This window comes from Serinicoccus kebangsaanensis (genome assembly GCF_008919445.1).
GTDB lineage: Bacteria > Actinomycetota > Actinomycetes > Actinomycetales > Dermatophilaceae > Ornithinicoccus > Ornithinicoccus kebangsaanensis.
The window spans coordinates 122066-137862 of the sequence record NZ_VSLG01000008.1; the positions used below are offsets into that span (position 1 = coordinate 122066).

20 protein-coding genes are annotated in these 15797 nt (G+C 72.3%); 11 read left to right on the forward strand and 9 right to left on the reverse strand.

All coding sequences use genetic code 11. From position 1 onward, the window contains the following. Positions 1 to 149: 149 nt before the first annotated feature. From FXF60_RS10230 to dnaK, 4 genes are all read right to left on the reverse strand, one after another. The gene (locus FXF60_RS10230; protein ID WP_151525872.1) at positions 150 to 584 is read right to left on the reverse strand and encodes a heat shock protein transcriptional repressor HspR; all 435 of its coding nucleotides are present in this window, start codon (positions 582 to 584) and stop codon (positions 150 to 152) included. Positions 585 to 589: 5 nt separating this feature from the next. Next, positions 590 to 1645: a DnaJ C-terminal domain-containing protein gene (locus tag FXF60_RS10235; protein WP_151525873.1), complete on the reverse strand. Its 1056-nt coding sequence runs from the start codon at positions 1643 to 1645 to the stop codon at positions 590 to 592. A gap of 124 nt (positions 1646 to 1769) precedes the next feature. Beyond that, positions 1770 to 2465, reverse strand: a complete 696-nt coding sequence (locus FXF60_RS10240; RefSeq protein ID WP_151525874.1) for a nucleotide exchange factor GrpE — start codon at positions 2463 to 2465, stop codon at positions 1770 to 1772. Then, entirely contained in the window at positions 2462 to 4375 is a 1914-nt protein-coding gene (gene dnaK, locus FXF60_RS10245) for a molecular chaperone DnaK (RefSeq protein WP_151525875.1), read from the reverse strand. Before dnaK ends, FXF60_RS10240 begins: the two co-directional genes overlap by 4 nt. Before the next feature lie 238 nt (positions 4376 to 4613). Here dnaK and FXF60_RS16530 point away from each other — a divergent pair, with 238 nt between their 5' ends. Genes FXF60_RS16530 through FXF60_RS10260 form a run of 4 tightly spaced genes read left to right on the forward strand, consistent with a single transcriptional unit; the run spans position 4614 to position 7306 of the window. Next, complete coding sequence (locus FXF60_RS16530) at positions 4614 to 4946, forward strand: class I SAM-dependent methyltransferase (protein ID WP_192796685.1); 333 nt, start codon at positions 4614 to 4616, stop codon at positions 4944 to 4946. A 13-nt stretch (positions 4947 to 4959) separates the two neighbouring features. Next, positions 4960 to 5967: a phosphotransferase gene (locus FXF60_RS10250; protein ID WP_202879607.1), complete on the forward strand. Its 1008-nt coding sequence runs from the start codon at positions 4960 to 4962 to the stop codon at positions 5965 to 5967. 49 nt (positions 5968 to 6016) lie between these two features. Then, entirely contained in the window at positions 6017 to 6757 is a 741-nt protein-coding gene (locus tag FXF60_RS10255) for a sulfotransferase-like domain-containing protein (protein ID WP_202879608.1), read from the forward strand. Positions 6758 to 6763: 6 nt separating this feature from the next. Further along, a complete protein-coding gene (locus FXF60_RS10260; protein WP_151525877.1) occupies positions 6764 to 7306 on the forward strand; it encodes a P-loop nucleotide/nucleoside kinase family protein in 543 nt (180 codons plus the stop codon). Here FXF60_RS10260 and FXF60_RS10265 read toward each other — a convergent pair whose 3' ends face one another. Continuing rightward, entirely contained in the window at positions 7307 to 7993 is a 687-nt protein-coding gene (locus tag FXF60_RS10265) for an HAD family hydrolase (protein WP_192796687.1), read from the reverse strand. Positions 7994 to 8130: 137 nt separating this feature from the next. Here FXF60_RS10265 and FXF60_RS10270 point away from each other — a divergent pair, with 137 nt between their 5' ends. Continuing rightward, positions 8131 to 9003 (forward strand): phosphatase PAP2 family protein, encoded by an 873-nt coding sequence (locus tag FXF60_RS10270; RefSeq protein WP_192796688.1) that lies wholly within the window; start codon positions 8131 to 8133, stop codon positions 9001 to 9003. A gap of 66 nt (positions 9004 to 9069) precedes the next feature. Here FXF60_RS10270 and FXF60_RS10275 read toward each other — a convergent pair whose 3' ends face one another. Then, positions 9070 to 9648, reverse strand: coding sequence for a sugar O-acetyltransferase (locus FXF60_RS10275; protein WP_151525879.1), 579 nt, complete (start codon positions 9646 to 9648; stop codon positions 9070 to 9072). A 234-nt stretch (positions 9649 to 9882) separates the two neighbouring features. Between FXF60_RS10275 and FXF60_RS10280 the strand changes: the two genes are divergently transcribed. The 4 genes from FXF60_RS10280 (at position 9883) to FXF60_RS10295 (ending at position 12046) form a co-directional block, all read left to right on the forward strand. After that, the gene (locus tag FXF60_RS10280) at positions 9883 to 10281 is read left to right on the forward strand and encodes a VOC family protein (protein WP_151525880.1); all 399 of its coding nucleotides are present in this window, start codon (positions 9883 to 9885) and stop codon (positions 10279 to 10281) included. Between the two features lie 66 nt (positions 10282 to 10347). Beyond that, on the forward strand, positions 10348 to 10983 hold the full coding sequence (locus FXF60_RS10285; protein ID WP_151525881.1) for a methyltransferase family protein: 636 nt from the start codon (positions 10348 to 10350) through the stop codon (positions 10981 to 10983). Next, complete coding sequence (locus FXF60_RS10290) at positions 10980 to 11372, forward strand: ArsR/SmtB family transcription factor (protein ID WP_151525882.1); 393 nt, start codon at positions 10980 to 10982, stop codon at positions 11370 to 11372. Before FXF60_RS10285 ends, FXF60_RS10290 begins: the two co-directional genes overlap by 4 nt. Next, positions 11369 to 12046: a cation diffusion facilitator family transporter gene (locus tag FXF60_RS10295; protein WP_151525883.1), complete on the forward strand. Its 678-nt coding sequence runs from the start codon at positions 11369 to 11371 to the stop codon at positions 12044 to 12046. Before FXF60_RS10290 ends, FXF60_RS10295 begins: the two co-directional genes overlap by 4 nt. Here the strand turns inward: FXF60_RS10295 and FXF60_RS10300 are convergent. Continuing rightward, the gene (locus FXF60_RS10300; protein WP_151525884.1) at positions 11999 to 12688 is read right to left on the reverse strand and encodes a hypothetical protein; all 690 of its coding nucleotides are present in this window, start codon (positions 12686 to 12688) and stop codon (positions 11999 to 12001) included. The two genes, FXF60_RS10295 and FXF60_RS10300, sit on opposite strands and share 48 nt — an antisense overlap. A 110-nt stretch (positions 12689 to 12798) precedes the next feature. On the opposite strand from FXF60_RS10300, the gene FXF60_RS10305 reads away from it, so the two are divergent. Both FXF60_RS10305 and FXF60_RS10310 read left to right on the forward strand, forming a co-directional pair. After that, positions 12799 to 13437, forward strand: coding sequence for a TetR/AcrR family transcriptional regulator (locus FXF60_RS10305; RefSeq protein WP_192796689.1), 639 nt, complete (start codon positions 12799 to 12801; stop codon positions 13435 to 13437). Positions 13438 to 13469: 32 nt separating this feature from the next. Next, on the forward strand, positions 13470 to 14363 hold the full coding sequence (locus tag FXF60_RS10310; protein ID WP_302849027.1) for a patatin-like phospholipase family protein: 894 nt from the start codon (positions 13470 to 13472) through the stop codon (positions 14361 to 14363). A 213-nt stretch (positions 14364 to 14576) separates the two neighbouring features. Here the strand turns inward: FXF60_RS10310 and FXF60_RS10315 are convergent, their stop codons facing one another. Both FXF60_RS10315 and FXF60_RS16535 read right to left on the reverse strand, forming a co-directional pair. Continuing rightward, positions 14577 to 15245: an alpha/beta fold hydrolase gene (locus FXF60_RS10315; protein WP_151525886.1), complete on the reverse strand. Its 669-nt coding sequence runs from the start codon at positions 15243 to 15245 to the stop codon at positions 14577 to 14579. Further along, positions 15242 to 15751, reverse strand: a complete 510-nt coding sequence (locus tag FXF60_RS16535) for a VOC family protein (RefSeq protein ID WP_202879609.1) — start codon at positions 15749 to 15751, stop codon at positions 15242 to 15244. The genes FXF60_RS10315 and FXF60_RS16535 overlap by 4 nt, the downstream gene beginning before the upstream one ends. Between the last annotated feature and the right edge of the window lie 46 nt (positions 15752 to 15797).

Below are 15797 nucleotides of genomic sequence, written 5' to 3' on the forward strand. Positions count from 1 at the left end.
GACGACCACCGCGCCGGCGACAGGCATACGCCACCAGCGGGAGTGACCACGGGGTAGCACAACCCTCATCGGGAAGTTCGCCGATGCAGGTTGTGCTATGCCGACGTTGGTCCGAGGTGGGGGGCCGGAGTCCCGGGTATGCCCGGGGCTCAGTCGCGCGGCCAGCCCTGGGGGCGCCAGAGGGCCAGGGCGGTGGTGCTGCGGCCGCGGGGCCGCTCGCCCGCCCGGACGGCGACCACCTCTCCGCCGAGGTCGGCGGCGAAGACCCGGCCGCCCTGGGCGGCCAGGTCCCGGAGCCGCTCGTTGTCCGCGAGCAGCTGCGCGGCCCGGTCGCGGAGGGCCTCGACCTGGAGCTCCAGCTCCATGATCCGCTGGATGCCGGCCAGGCTGACCCCCTCGCCGGAGAGCCGCTGCACCTCACGGAGCCGGTCGACGTCGCGGGAGGAGTAGCGCCGTCCACCGCCGCGGGTGCGGGACGGGGTCACCAGCCCGAGGCGGTCGTACTGCCGCAGGGTCTGCGCGTGCATACCGGCCAGCTCGGCCGCGACCGAGATCACGTAGACGGGGGTGTCACGGTCGACCATCGCGATCAGGCCCTGGCCCGCTCGATGAGGTCGGCGCGCGGGTCGGAGCGGTCAGCCTCGGCCCGGAGCGCCTCGACGGCCTCCTTGGCCGTGTCGGACAGCTTCTGCGGCACCACGACCTGCACCTTCGCGAGCAGGTCGCCGGTGCCCTTCTTGGTCTCGATCCCGCGACCCTTGACCCGCAGCACCCGGCCCGAGGGGGTGCCCGGCGCGACCCTGACCTTGACGGTGCCGCCGTCCAGCGTCGGCACCTGGACGGTCGCGCCGAGGGCGGCCTCGGCGAAGGTCACCGGCAGGTCGACCGTGAGGTTGTCTCCGTCCCGCCCGAAGACCGGGTGCGGGGTGACGCTGACCTTGAGATACATGTCGCCCGGCTCGGCGCCCTGCATCGGCGCGGGCATGCCCTTGCCCTTGAGGCGGATCTTCTGCCCGTCCTTCACCCCGGCCGGTATGCGCGTGGTGATCCGGCCGCCGTCCGGCGTGGACAGGGTGACGGTGTCGCCCGCCGCCGCTGCACGGAAGTCCAGCGTGGTGGACGCCTCGACGTCCTGGCCGCGGGGCATACCGCCGCCGTAGCCTCGACCCGAGAACCCGCCGGAGCCCCCGGGCTGGAAGCCGCCCGGGAATCGCTGGCCGCCCTGCGGCTGGAAGCCGCCGGCACCGCCGAAGGCACCGAGCAGGTCCTCGAGGTCGATGCCGCCCGCGCCGCCGGTGCCGAAGCGGACGTTCTGCGCCCCTCCGGACCCGCCGAACATCTGGGCGAAGACGTCCTCGAAGCCTCCGGCACCACCCGGGCCGCCGGCGCCCGCGGTGAAGCGGGCGCCACCGCCCATGGCGCGCACGGCGTCGTACTGCTTGCGCTGCTCGGCGTCGGAGAGCACCGCGTAGGCCTCACCGATGTCCTTGAACCGCTGCTCCGCCGCGGCGTCGCCCGGGTTGTTGTCCGGGTGGTGCTGCCGCGCCAGCTTGCGGTAGGTCTTCTTCAGCTCCTTGGCGTCCACGTCCTTGCTGACGCCGAGGATCGCGTAGAAGTCCTTCTCGAACCAGTCCTGGTTCACCATCGGTGCTCACCTCCTCCTTCGCTGCTCATTCTGGCGACCGACCGCACGCTCTGCGTCGACCGGCCGCGCGGCCGGAGTGCGCAGACCGTGCGGTCGGTCGGGGTATGCCGCATGGGTGCGTCCCTCAGCTCGGGTCCGCGACCGCGACACGGGCGGCGCGCACGACCTGCTCGCCGATCTTGAACCCGGGCTGCATCACCTGGACCACGGTCATCTCGGTGGTGCCCTCGGGCAGGTCCACCGGGGAGCGCTCCGCCGGCAGGTGCATGAGCGCCTCGTGCACGGTGGGGTCGAAGACGTCGCCGACGCTCCCGACCCGCTCCACGCCGAACCGGCCGAGCGCCTGCTCCAGCTTGTCGGCGATCGCCGCGAACGGGCTGCCCTCGGTGAGGTCGCCGTGCTCCCGCGCCGAGTGCACGTCGTCCAGCACCGGCAGCAGCGCCTCCACCACGGCGCCGGTCGCCCGGCCCCGGTCGGTCTCGCGCTCACGCTGGGTGCGGTTGCGGAAGTTCACGAACTCCGCCTGCATCCGGCGCATCTCCTCCAGCCGCTCGGCGGCCAGGAGGGTGTCCGGGTGGGTGTCGGTGTCGCCACCGGCCAGCTCCTCGGGTATGCCGTCGGCCACCTCCGCGTCGGCGCCCGCCTGGGCTCCGGCCGGCTCCTTGCTCTGGTCGGTCACAGCCTCTGCGCCCTCCTCCGTCTGCCGCAGCCTGCCCGTCTCCGGGTCGATGCGGCGCTTGTCCCGGATGACCGGGCCCGCCCCGGGGCGCTCCTCGTCGGGAGCGCCCTCGGGATGGGTGCCGTGCGGCTGGTCGGTCACTTGGTGTCCTCGTCGTCGTCGACGACCTCGGCGTCCACCACGTCCTCGTCGCTGCCCTGCTGGGCACCGGCGTCGGCGTCAGCGGCGTCACCGCCCGGGAACCCGGCTCCGGCTCCCGCACCGGCCCCGGCGTCGCCTGCCTCGGCCTGCGCGGCATACATCGCCGAGCCCATCTTCTGGCTCTCGGTGGAGAGGGTCTCCATCTTGGCCTTGATGTCGTCCAGGCTGGCGCCGCTGTCCGCCTTGAGGGCGTCCTTGAGCGCGGTGAGCGCCTCGTCGACCGGGCCCCGGGTGTCCGCGGGCACCTGGTCGCCGGAGTCGGTGAGGAACTTCTCGGTCGAGTAGACCAGCTGCTCGGCGCTGTTGCGGGTCTCGGTCTCCTCGCGGCGGGCCTTGTCCTCCTCGGCGTGCGCCTCGGCGTCCTGGATCATCCGCTCGATCTCCTCCTTCGGCAGCGCCGATCCGCCGGAGATCGTCATCGACTGCTCCTTGCCGGTGCCGCGGTCCTTGGCGGACACGTGCACGATGCCGTTGGCGTCGATGTCGAAGGTGACCTCGATCTGCGGCACGCCGCGGGGGGCCGGGGCGATGCCGGTGAGCTCGAAGTTGCCGAGCAGCTTGTTGTGCGCGGCGATCTCCCGCTCACCCTGGTAGACCTGGATGCCCACCGACGGCTGGTTGTCGCTGGCCGTGGTGAAGACCTCGGACCGCTTGGTCGGGATCGCGGTGTTGCGCTCGATGAGCCGCGTCATGATCCCACCCTGGGTCTCGATGCCCAGGCTCAGCGGGGTGACGTCGATGAGCAGCACGTCCTTGCGGTCGCCCTTGAGGACGCCGGCCTGCAGGGCGGCGCCGACGGCGACGACCTCGTCCGGGTTGACGCCCTTGTTGGGCTCCTTGCCGCCGGTCATCTTCTTGACGACGTCCACGACGGCCGGCATACGGGTCGAGCCACCGACGAGGACGACGTGGTCGATCTGGTCGACGTTGATGCCCGCGTCCTTGATGACCTGCTCGAACGGCTGCTTGACCCGGTCGAGGAGGTCGGAGGTCATCTGCTCGAACTGCGCGCGGGTGAGCGTCTCGTCCAGGTGGATCGGGCCGTTCTCACCCATCGACAGGTACTGCAGGTTGATCGAGGTGCTGGTGCCGGAGGACAGCTCCTTCTTGGCCTGCTCGGCGGCGTCCTTGAGGCGCTGCAGCGCGATCTTGTCGTTGCTCAGGTCGACGCCGGACTGGTTCTTCACCGTGGTGACCAGGTGGTCGATGATGCGCTGGTCCCAGTCGTCACCACCGAGCTTGTTGTCGCCGTGGGTGGCCTTGACCTGGATGGTCGCGAAGCCGTCGTCGGAGTCCTTGCCCACCTCGAGCAGGGACACGTCGAAGGTGCCGCCACCGAGGTCGAAGACGAGGATCAGCTCGTCCTCCTTGCCCTTGTCGAGGCCGTAGGCGAGCGCGGCCGCGGTCGGCTCGTTGACGATGCGCAGGACGTTCAGCCCGGCGATCTCGCCGGCGTCCTTGGTGGCCTGGCGCTCGGCGTCGTCGAAGTAGGCCGGCACGGTGACGACCGCGTCGGTGACCTCCTCGCCCAGGTATGCCTCGGCGTCCCGCTTGAGCTTCTGCAGGGTGCGGGCGCTGATCTCCTGCGCGGTGTACTTCTTGTCGTCGATGGTGGTGCTCCAGTCGGTGCCCATGTGGCGCTTGACGGAGCGGACGGTCCGGTCGACGTTGGTGACGGCCTGCCGCTTGGCGACCTCACCCACGAGCACCTCGCCGTTCTTGGCGAAGCTGACGACGGACGGGGTGGTGCGCCCACCCTCGGCGTTGGCGATGATCTCCGGCTCGCCACCGGTGAGGACGGCGACCGCCGAGTTGGTGGTGCCGAGGTCGATACCGACTGCACGTCCCATGAACTGCTCTCCTTGGTATGTCGTTGCGCACCCCGTGCGCGTGGGTTGACACGTCTGCACTCAACTCTGGTAAGGCGGCGGCGCGTTGTCAAACCGAGGCTCATCGAAGTTGAGTTCATCAGGCTCAACTACGGGCTGGTGGGGATTGTTCCCTGTCGGTCGCTGTCCGCTCAGGCCGGGCTCCTGGCGATCCGGGCGAGGGTGGCGGTGCCCGCCCACCGGCTGCTCTCATGGTGGGATGACAGACGCCGCAGACTTCTACACCGGCCTGGTCGCCGACGCGTATGCGCTGCTCAAGGGCGAGATCTTCGACGGCGTCGACTCCTCTCCCGACATGATCGAGCGGGCCAGGCGTGCGGCTCGCTCTCAGGGCGCCTCCGTCGGGCTGCACGTCGGGCGGATGGAGGCTCTGGACCTCGGGCGGAGCTATGCCTCCATCTATCTCGACGGGCCGACGTTCGAGCCGTTGCCGGACGACGCGACCGTCGAGACCGACTCCGGCACCGACGCTTTCGAGCTGCCGGCGGGCGCCGAGCTCACGGCATACCTTCACCATCCGGGTCCACGATGACGTGGTGCAGGTCGTGACCGAACAACTGGCGGCCGAGGTGGCCGAGCGCTTCCGCCTGGGGCCGGTCCACGGCTGGTCCGACCTCGGTGGCACCTCGACGACCAACCTGCGCCTGCAGCTGGACGGCCCACCGGTCGTGGCCAGGGTCCACCCGAGCAGCACCAGCAAGGACCGGGTCCGCGCGATGCGCATGGCCAAGGATGCGGTCGCCAGGGCGGGTGTGCCCACCGCGACAGGCCGGCCCGCCGCGGACGGCAGCATGGCGGTGGCGCTGGGCGACGGTCGGATCGCCGAGGTGGAGGCCGAGCTGCGATGGGACACGCCGATGAAGACGCCGGCGTTGCTCTCGAGCGGCTTCGGGGCACTCGCGACCGTGCACGACGCGCTCCGGCAGGCCCCGCTGCCGCAGGCTGCCTCGCAGGTCGACCAGGCCAACCACGTCGGCGCGCTCGACGTGCCCGCGGCGGTGGCACCCGGCATCGCCCGGGTGCGCCGGTGGGCCGATCCCACGCTGACCGACTACGCCGACCGCGCGCAGCGCCACCTCGACGTCGTCCACGGGTTGGAGCGCGAGCTGGTCCAGGGCCAGCTCGTCCACGTGGTGCACGGCGACTTCTGGGACGACAACGTCCTGTTCCGAGGGGACGAGCTGGTCGGCGTCGTCGACTTCGGCTTCATGGCCCGCAGACCACGAGTCGACGACCTCGCCCTCACGACGTGGTTCTGGCTGCTCGAACCAGCGAGCGGCCCGCCCGGGCCACCACAGGTCGGTCTCGTCGCCGCGTGGCTGCGCAGCTACGACGCCGCGGCCGAGATCCCTCTGAGCGCCGGCGAACGACGTGCCCTGCCACTCAGCATCGCCCGGCAACCCGGCTGGTCCCTCGGGCGGTGGATCTCCGAGCTGCCGGAGGGTCCGGCCCGGGCGCACGCCCACGCGGCGGCGGATGAGCTTGCCGTCGCCGAGACCGTGCTGCGTGACCTGGAGCTCTGGCAGGACACCCTGGAGCGGGGACCAGCCTGACCTGCGGCTCTGTTCCTGCCCAGGTGGCGCCGATGCCTAGACTGACCGGGTGACCGACGGCAACGGCGACGACACGCAGTCCGGGACCGTCCGGATCGCGATGTGGTCCGGACCCCGCAACATCTCCACCGCGATGATGCGCTCCTGGGAGAACCGGCCGGACACCGAGGTCTTCGACGAGCCGTTCTACGCGGCATACCTGCACCGCACCGGCATCCACCACCCCGGCCGCGAGGACGTCATCGCCTCGCAGCCCACCGACCCCGCCGAGGTCGCGCGCCAGCTCCTGGCACCGACGGACGCGGCCGTGTCCTACTCCAAGCAGATGACGCACCACTACCTCGACGGTGACGACCTCACCTGGGCGACGCAGGTGCGCAACGTGCTGCTGATCCGGGACCCGGCCGAGGTGGTCTTCTCCTACGTGCGCTCCCGCGAGGCGTGCCAGCCCGAGGACATCGGCCTGCTGCAGCAGGCCGAGCTCTTCGACCTGCTCGGCTCACCGCCGATCATCGACGCGGCGGACTTCCTGCAGGCTCCCGAGGCATACCTGCGCTGGGTGTGCGACTGGCTCGACATCGACTTCACCGACCGGATGCTGACCTGGCCTGCGGGCCCGCGTGAATCCGACGGCGTCTGGGCGCCGCACTGGTACGACGCGGTCGTGGCCTCGACCGGTTTCGCGCCCTACCGGCCGCGCGAGGTCGAGCTGAGCGAGCACGAGGCCGCCGTCGCCGAGGCCTGCCGGCCGGCGTACGAGGAGCTGCGGAGCCGAGCCCTGCGGCTCTGAGACGACATGCCCACGACGAGTCCCGTCCTCTACCTCATGGTGGGCCTGCCCGGCACCGGGAAGACGACCGAGGCCCGCCGCATCGAGACGCAGCAGCAGGCCCTGCGCCTCACCAAGGACGAGTGGATCAAGGCGCTCTACGGGCCGGCGAACCCAGAGGCGGCCTCCGACGTCGTCGAAGGCCGACTCGTCGAGATCGGGCTGCGCGCCCTCGAGCTGGGGGTGAGCGTCGTCCTCGACTTCGGGCTGTGGGGCAGGGACGAGCGGTCCGCCCTCCGGCAGGCGGCCGCGGACCTCGGCGCCGCCGCGCAGATCCACTACCTCGAGCTCGCCCCGGACGAGCAGCGACGCCGGCTCGACGCCCGCCAGGCCCGCGAGCCGGAGACCACGTGGCCGATGTCCGACGAGGAGCTGCGCGGCTGGGCCCGTGAGTTCAGCGTGCCCACCCCCGGGGAGCTCGACGGCACCGAGGCCGTTGACAGCCCACCCGAGGGGTTCGCGAGCTGGGCCGCCTGGCGCGCCCACCGCTGGCCCGCCGCGCTGCGGTGACTACTGCTCGCAGGCAGCGAGGTCCAGATCGGCGAGCGACCGGATGCGCGGCACGTCGACGCCCGCGTGCTGGCCGCTGCGGTCCACGAGCACGGCGTGCATACCGGCGGCGAGCGCCCCGCGCACGTCGGTGTCCACCGAGTCCCCCACCATGAGCGCCTCCCCCTGCACGACGTCGAGCCGATGGGCCGCCGCGTGGAAGGCCCGGGCGTCCGGCTTGCCCACTGGCAGCTCGGAGGAGGCCACCATCGCCTCCACGCTGGGTGAGAGGCCGACGCGGTCGAGCTTGCGACGCTGCTGGGTCGCGTCCCCGTTGGTGAGTATGCCCACCCGCAGACCACAGGCACGGACCCGGGCGAGGGTCTCGCCGACCTCGGGAAAGGTCGCCCAACCCGCTTCGTACCGCGCCAGGTAGCCCTCGAAGGCGACGTCAGCCTCGGCGTCGGAGAGGTCACGGCCGAGGAACTCGCGGACGCGGGCCCGACGCTGTCCTTGAAAGCTGATCTGCCGCAGCTGGTAGCGCGGGTAGTGGTGGTCGGCCACGGCATCCCAGCGTGCGGCCAGTCCCCCCGCGTCCCCGACGACCCCCTGCTCGACCGCCCACGGGATCACTGCCGCGTGCGCCGCCGACCGCTGGTCGACGAGCGTGTCGTCCAGGTCGAAGATCACTGCCCGCAGCCGCCTCATGATTCTCGACGATAGAGGTGACTGCGCGGCTTTCCAGCATGCGGTGACCAGGGATGTTGCGTATACTGAGCATCACCTGACGCCCGGGGGAGTGCGTCAGGGAATTCACAGGGATGCTCTCTACCGTGGGGATAACAATGGTCTCGTTTCGTCGTCTCACCAGTCTTCCGGCGCTGACCGGCGCGCTGGTCCTGGTGACGCTGCTGGTCGCCGGCCCGCTGCGCGAGTTCGACCGCTCCCTGCACGGATTCTGGTCCGACGAGCTGACCCCGCGGTGGACCGACTTCCTGGACCAGGTGCCCAACGCCGTGTCCGGTCAGGCCGTCTGCCTGCCGGTCCTGCTGCTCGTGGCCTTCACCCTGGCCTGGAAGCACCGCACCTGGCGGCCCATCCTCATCGCAGGAGCGACAGAGGCGGGGTTCTACGGCGTGGTGGGCGGCCTCAAGCTGCTCCTCGCGCGCACGTCCCCGAAGGCCGACGACGTCTCGGCACGCTTCTTCAACGGCGGGGCCGAGGAACACGGCTGGTACGGCATGACCTACCCCTCCGGCCACGCCTCGGAGGCCATCCTCATCTACGGCGCGGCGGCCTATCTCATCGCCGTCTACGCCGACCAGGACTCCCGGGTCGTCAAGCGGCTCGGCTGGGCGATGGCGCTCATCTCGGTCAACTCGATCGGCGTCGCCTACTACCTGGGCTACCACTGGCCCTCCGACCTCATCGGCGGGATGCTCGTCGGTGCCGTGGTGCTGCGGGCCATCATCGACGTCGACCAGTGGCTGGTCCGCCGCCGCACCCGGATCACCTGGGAGCGCATCCTGCGCGAGCGGGAGACCGCCACGGCCCGGCCGACGCAGCCAGTGCCGACGCCCCAGCCCGAGGCGGCCCCGCAGCCTCAGCCTGTCCCGGCGCCCGCCGCGCTCGTGCCCGCACCGGAGCACGCAGCGCCAGGCATACCGTCCGAGGACGACGCCGAGGAGCGCCACCGCGTCCCCGAGCTCGTCCCCTGATCCACCCCCGTCCTGGACGGCGGTTCCTGACAGGCGCGCCACCATCCGGAGGTGCAGGGACCGGGCTCAGAGCCTCTTGACGACCCGTGCAGGGTTGCCCACCGCCACCACGTCGGCGGGAAGGTCCTTCGTGACCACGGCGCCGGCGCCGACGACCGTGTTGTCGCCGATGGTCACACCGGGGCAGACGATGACACCCCCGCCCAGCCAGACGTTGTCGCCGAGGGTGATCGGCTCCGCCGCCTCCAGCTTGTCGCGGCGCGGCTCCGGGTCCACCGGGTGCGTCGGGGTGAGCAGCTGGACGTTGGGGCCGATCTGGCAGTCCGCGCCGATGGTGATGGGCGCGACGTCGAGGAGCACCAGGCCGTAGTTGGCGAAGGTGCGCGGACCCACCCGCGTGTGGACCCCGTAGTCGCAGTAGACCGGCGGCTTGAGGTAGGCGCCCTCCCCCAGCTCGCCCAGCAGCTCCTCGAGCACCGGACGGGCGTTGTCGGGATCTTCCGCCGTCCGCCGGGCATACTCCGCCTGCAGCCGCAGCGCCCGCTGCGCGACCTGCGCGCTCTCCGGGTCGTCGGCGATGTAGAGCTCGCCCGCGAGCATGCGCTCCCGGTTGGTCCGGTCGTCACCGGCGAAGTAGTCCTTCATGCCTCGCACGGTACCCACCGCCGGCGTCACGCACGGACCCACGTCGGGATCACGCACGGACCAACGTCGGGATAGCACAGGCTTCATCGGGAAGTTTGCCGATGAGGGTTGTGCTATCCCGTGGTCACTCCCGGGCGGTGGCGGTGGCCGGGCGGTGGCGGTGGCCCGGGCGGCGGTGGTCCGGCCGGCTGCATCGGCCAGCTGGCCAGCGGCCATGCAGGTAGCGTCACGGCCATGAGCGTCTTCGTCTCGCACACCACGATCGACTGCCACGACGCGTATGCCCTGAGCGAGTGGTGGCGGGTGGCGCTCGACTACATCACCGACCCGGACGACCCCAACGAGCCGGGGCACGAGGAGTGCCCGATCCAGGACCCCGAGACCGGGCATACCCTGCTCTTCATCGAGGTCGAGGACGACCCGCTGCCGGCCAAGCGGATCCACCTCGACGTCCGGCCGCGCGAGCGCGACCAGGCCGACGAGGTCGCGTGGCTGCTGGGGCACGGCGCGACAGAGGTGGCCGACCGGCGGGGGAAGTACGGCCCCGGCACCGGGTGGGTGACGCTCGCCGACCCCGAGGGCAACCAGTTCTGCGTGCTGTCCTCCCGGGCGGAGCTGGCGGCGCGTCGCTGAGTCGACGTCTTCCACTGATCGCGCAGAGCCGCTATCATCGGTCATCTCCGATGAAAGGATGCGGCCATGGGGTGGCTCGCGCTGGGGTTGTTCGTGCTGTATGCCGGGATCGGCTTCGGCTGGCGCAGCTGGGTGCAGTGGCGGCGCACCGGTGACCACGGGCTGCGGGGGTTCAGCGGCCGCGCCCTGTCGGCGGAGTGGTGGGCCGGACTGAGCTTCGGGCTCGCCACGCTGCTCGTGGCCCTCGGCCCGGTCGACGCGATCGCGGGCTGGACGCCGGTCGTCACGCTGGAGCGGCCGTGGGTCGCTGCGCTCGGCACCGCGCTGACGCTCGCGGGGATCGCCGGGACCGTGTGGACGCAGCTGGCGATGGGCGCGAGCTGGCGGGTCGGCGTCGACGACTCCGAGCGCACGGACCTCGTGACCTCCGGGCCGTTCGGCCTGGCCCGCAACCCGATCTTCACGATGATGGTGCTCACCGTCGGCGGGCTGTTCCTCATGGTCCCCACCCTCAGCTCGCTGCTCGGGCTGGTCCTCTTCGTCGTCGCGGTCCAGCTCCAGGTGCGGGTCGTCGAGGAGCCCTATCTGCGGCGTACGCACGGGCAGGGGTATGCCGACTACCTCGCCTCGGTGGGTCGCTTCGTGCCGGGCGTGGGGGTCGACCGGCCGGGAGCCGGTGAGCGTGCGGGGTCGGTGCGATGAGCGCGGCGCCGGCCTCGGGCCGCGCGGTGGAGCCGGGGCCGTGTGTGCGTGGCGCGGAGCGCGACGCGGCGGTCCGTGCCGCGGCGCTCTTCCACGGGCTGAGCGACCCCTCGCGGGTGGCGATCCTGCGGCACCTGCTGCTCGGCGAGCACAACGTGCGGGAGCTGACCGAGCACCTCGACCTGGCCCAGTCCACGGTGTCCGGGCACCTCGCCTGCCTGCGCGGCTGCGGGCTGGTGTCCGCCCGGAGCGTGGGCCGGTCGACGATGCTCAGCGTGGCCGATCCCACCTTGGTCACCGCGCTCCTCGCGGCCACCGAGGAGCTGCTCTCCGCCACCGGGGACGCCGTCGTGCTGTGCCCGGCGAGCGGGCCGGGGGTGCGGCGATGACGTCGGTCGACCTGCTGACGCCCGGCGCGGCGGGCCGCCGCCGGACCCTGCAGCGGCGGGCGCGCCTGCTGGCCCTGGCCTCGGTGGTCTACAACGTGCTCGAGGCGGTCGTCGCGATCGCCGCCGGTCTGGTCGCCGGGTCCGTCGCGCTCGTCGGCTTCGGCCTCGACTCGGTGGTCGAGGTCAGCAGCGGGCTGATCGTGCTCTGGCAGTTCAGCCACCGGCTGCCCGAGCAGCGCGAGCGCCAGGCGCTGCGGATGATGTCCGTCGCCTTCTTCGCGCTCGCCGCCCTCGTCTCGGTGGAGTCGGTCCGTGCGCTCGTCGGCGGCCGTGAGGCGGAGCCCTCGCTGGTGGGGATCGGGCTCGCCGTCGCCTCCCTCGTCATCATGCCGGTCCTGTCCTGGGCGCAGCGGCGGACCGGCCGGGCTCTCGGCTCCAACGCCGTGGTCGCGGACGGCACGCAGACGCTGCTGTGCACCTACCTGTCCGCCGTGCTGCTCGTCGGGCTGCTGCTCAACGCCACGCTCGGCTGGTCCTGGGCGGACCCGCTGGCCGGGCTGGTCATCGCCGGCATCGCGCTGCGCGAGGGCGTGCTGGCCTGGCAGGGCAAGGGGTGCTGCGCGCCCTCAGCCGGCCACGGGTGCGGCTGCACGGGAGCCGGCTGCCGCTGCTGAGCCACCCGCATCGCGCCTGCGGCGACCGAGCCAGGCGGCGACGGCCAGGGAGAGGGCGGCGAGGGCATACAGGACGCCGAAGGTCATCCGCCCCACCGGCGGCAGGAAGAACTGCGGCAGCACCAGTGCGACGAGCACGCCGACCGGCCACCCGAGCCAGGCCGGTCCGGAGGGGGTGTGCCGCTGCCAGGCCAGGCCGAAGCTGAGCCCGCCGAGTGCCAGGAGCAGCAGGCCGACGGCGAAGACTGCCATCGCCGCGGGCTGGTCCCGGACCGGGTCGACCAGGCCCAGCGTGGCCTCGTCACCGGCGACGGCCACGCGTCCGAGGACGTGCAAGGCGAAGGTCTCGGCGCCGTAGTAGGGCAGGACGAGCACGAGGCCGACGAGCGAGGCCCAGCGGCTGATGCGGGCTGCGACGCCGGGCACGAGGTCGGCGAGGCGCAGCGCCAGCCGGGCGAAGGACGCCAGGGCCAGCACGCCGCACAGGTGCGCGACCACCCACCACACCGAGGCGAACGCGGCAGCCGCCTCGGCCGTGGTGCTGCCTCCCGCGTCGCCGTAGGGGCGGAGCAGGAGGTAGGCCGCCATGCCGAGGCCGCTGCCGACGGCGGGACCGGCGAGGTGCCGGGTGTCGATGGTCATGAGGTCTCCTCCAGAAGATGAGAGCAGCGCTCTCTGTTTGTCACATCAATGTAGAGCACTGCTCTCGTTCTGGTCAAGAGCAGTGCTCTCTGATGTGGCACACTGGAGCGGTGGTGAGCAGAGCCGAGGCACGGGAGCGCACGACCGCACGGATCCTCGAGGCCGCGCGAGTCCAGATCGCCGAGAGCGGCGCATCGGCCCTCTCGACGCGGGCGGTGGCGCGGGAGGTCGGCCTGGTCTCCTCCGCGCTGTTCCGCTACTTCCCCACCCGCGACGCGCTGCTCACCGCCCTCATCGCGGAGAGCTACCGGCGCCTCGGGGACACGCTCGACGCGGTGCCCCGGCACCGCTCACCCGCGCGCCGCTGGACGGCGACCGCCCTCGCGCTGCGCGCCTGGGCGCGGGAGCACCCGCACGAGTTCCAGCTGATCTACGGCACCCCCGTCCCGGGGTATGCCGCCCCGCCCGACACGGTCCCGCTTGCGGCCGCGGTGGCCCGGCCGTTCCTGGAGGCGGGAGCGCGCGAGCCGGTGGCGGGCTTCGAGAAGGTGGCCGCGCAGATGTCCGAGCTGCGCGAGGTCTTCGACGTCGACCCTGCCGGCGGGGCTGCGGTGCTCGCCGAGCTCGCCGCTCTGCTCGGGGCGATCACCCTGGAGCTGGGCGGTCACTTCGTCGGGACCGCCGACCCGGCCGACGAGCTCTACGCCGCGCTGGTGGCCCGGCAGGTCAGGACCCTGGGGCTGCGCTGATCCCGCCCGGAGGGTCTCGTACCGTGGTCCCCGTGGAGCAGCAGCCGCGGAGTCTGGTGCGTGACACCGCCCTGGTCTTCGAGGGCGGCGGGATGCGGGCGTCATACACCTCCGGCATGGTGGTCGCCCTGCTCGAGGCCGGCATCCACCTGCCCTGGGTCGGCGGGATCTCGGCCGGTGCGAGCAACACCTGCAACTACGTCTCCCTCGACCCCTGGCGTGCGAGGCACTCGTTCACCGACTTCGCCTCCGACCCCCGCTTCGGCAACTGGCGGTCGTTCGCGCGCGGGCAGGGGTGGTTCAACGCGCAGTACATCTACGAGGAGACCTCGCTGCCGGACCAGGCGCTCCCCTTCGACTGGGACACCTTCGTGGCGAGCCCCGCGCAGGTGCGGATCGGGGCCTTCGACGCCGCGGCGGGCGAGCCGGTCTACTGGGGCAGGGAGGACCTCGCGACGCTGCGCGATCTCATGGTCCGCGTCCGCGCGTCGTCGACGATGCCGGTCGTCATGCCGCCGGTCACCATCGACGGGCGGGTCTACGTCGACGGCGCGCTCGGGCCGTCGGCGGGCATACCGGTCGACGCCGCGAGGCGGGACGGCTTCGACAGGTTCCTCGTCGTGCTGACCCAGGAGCGCGGCTACCGCAAGGCGCCGCAGCGGGGGCTGGGGTATCTGCGGCGCCACTTCCGCCGCTTCCCCGCGGTGGTGGACGCGCTGGCCGCGAGATCAGCGCGCTACAACGCGGCGCGCGAGGAGCTGTGGGCGCTGCAGGAGTCGGGGCAGGCCTACCTCTTCGTGCCGGAGCGGATGCCGGTCGGCAACGGCGAGCGCGACATCGCCAAGCTGCGCGCCAGCCACGAGGCGGGGCTCGCGCAGGCGCGCCGCGAGATCCCCGCGATCCGCGACTTCCTCGGCCTCCCCTGACCGACCGACCGCACGGTTTGCGCGCACCGACCGCACGGTTTGGACGGACCGACCGCACGGTTTGTCGAGTCGACGCACAGTGTGCGGCCGGTCGACGCACAGCGCGCGGCCGGTCGACGCACAGCGCGCGGCCGGTCGACGCACAGTGCGCGGCCAGTCGACGCAAAGCGTGCGGCCAGTCGACGCACAGCGTGCGGCCGGTCGAGGGGTGAGTCAGTCGAGGAAGTCGTGCAGCAGCTCCACCAGGGCCTGTGGGGAGTCCTCGTTGAGCGCGTGGCCGGCGCCGTCCACGATCCGCAGCCGCGCGTCGGGTATGCCCGCGGCCAGGGTCCGCGCGCCCGGCTGGTTGGCCTTGTCCTTGGCCCCGACGAGGACCAGGGTGGGCGCCTGGACCTGGCCGAGCGCAGCGGTGAGGTCGGCCGAGCGCGCCATGTCCAGCGCCTGGAGCAACCGGTCCTTGGAGACCCCGGCATCGGCCAGCCGGGATGCCGGCACGAGCTTGAGCGCGGCGCCCTGGGCACGCATGAGCATCCGTGGCGGGCGGACCTGCCCGGCGATGAGCACCAGCCGCCGCACCCGCTCCGGGAAGTCCGCCGCGAGCCGGGTCGCCACCATCGCGCCGTAGGACAGACCGCAGAGGTCGACCCCCTGCATACCCTCGAGCATCAGCTGCTGGTCCAGGGCCGCCGCGGAGTCGGCCAGCGGGAGCACCTGCTTCTCGGTGGGCCGCAGCCCCGGCACCCACGGCGTGAGCAGACGCCGGCTGCCGTAGAGCGAGACGACGACGTCCTCCCAGGCCATCGGCGCCTGCCCGACACCGTGCAGCAGGACCAGCGGAATCGGCTCGCCGGCGGCACCGGCGTCGTCCGGATGGTCGGTCATCGCTCGTCCGCGGCGGCGTCGTCGCTCGCGGCCTGCGCGGCGGCGGCGTCGCCGGCGGCGCGCTCCTCCGGCGTCTGGTCGGCCACCTCGTCGGCGTGGCGGTCCCGCGCCTCGGTGTCCTCCTCCGACCCCGCGGCCTCCCCCTGGTCGTCCCCCGCCTCCGCGCCCGTCCCGTGCGGGTCACTCACGCAGAACTCGTTGCCCGCCGGGTCCACCATCACCGTCCAGCCGAAGTCGTCCACGTCGTGGGTCCGGACCACGTCGGCCCCGAGCTCCACGAGCCGCGCGACCTCCGGGGCGCGGTCGCCACCGGACAGGTCGAGGTGGATCCGGTTCTTGCCCGGCGTGACGTTCTCCACCCGCTGCAGCCCGATCGCCGGCTCCCCCTCGAGGATCAGGAAGTCTCCCCAGTCGACCGCCACCCGGGTGTCCAGGGCCTGGGTCCAGAACTGCGCCAGCTCCTGCGGGTCCTCGCAGTCGATCGTCACCATCGTCACGCTCACCATGCGCCCATCGTGTCAGGTCCGGGGCGGGGGGGGCTGGAATGCCTCG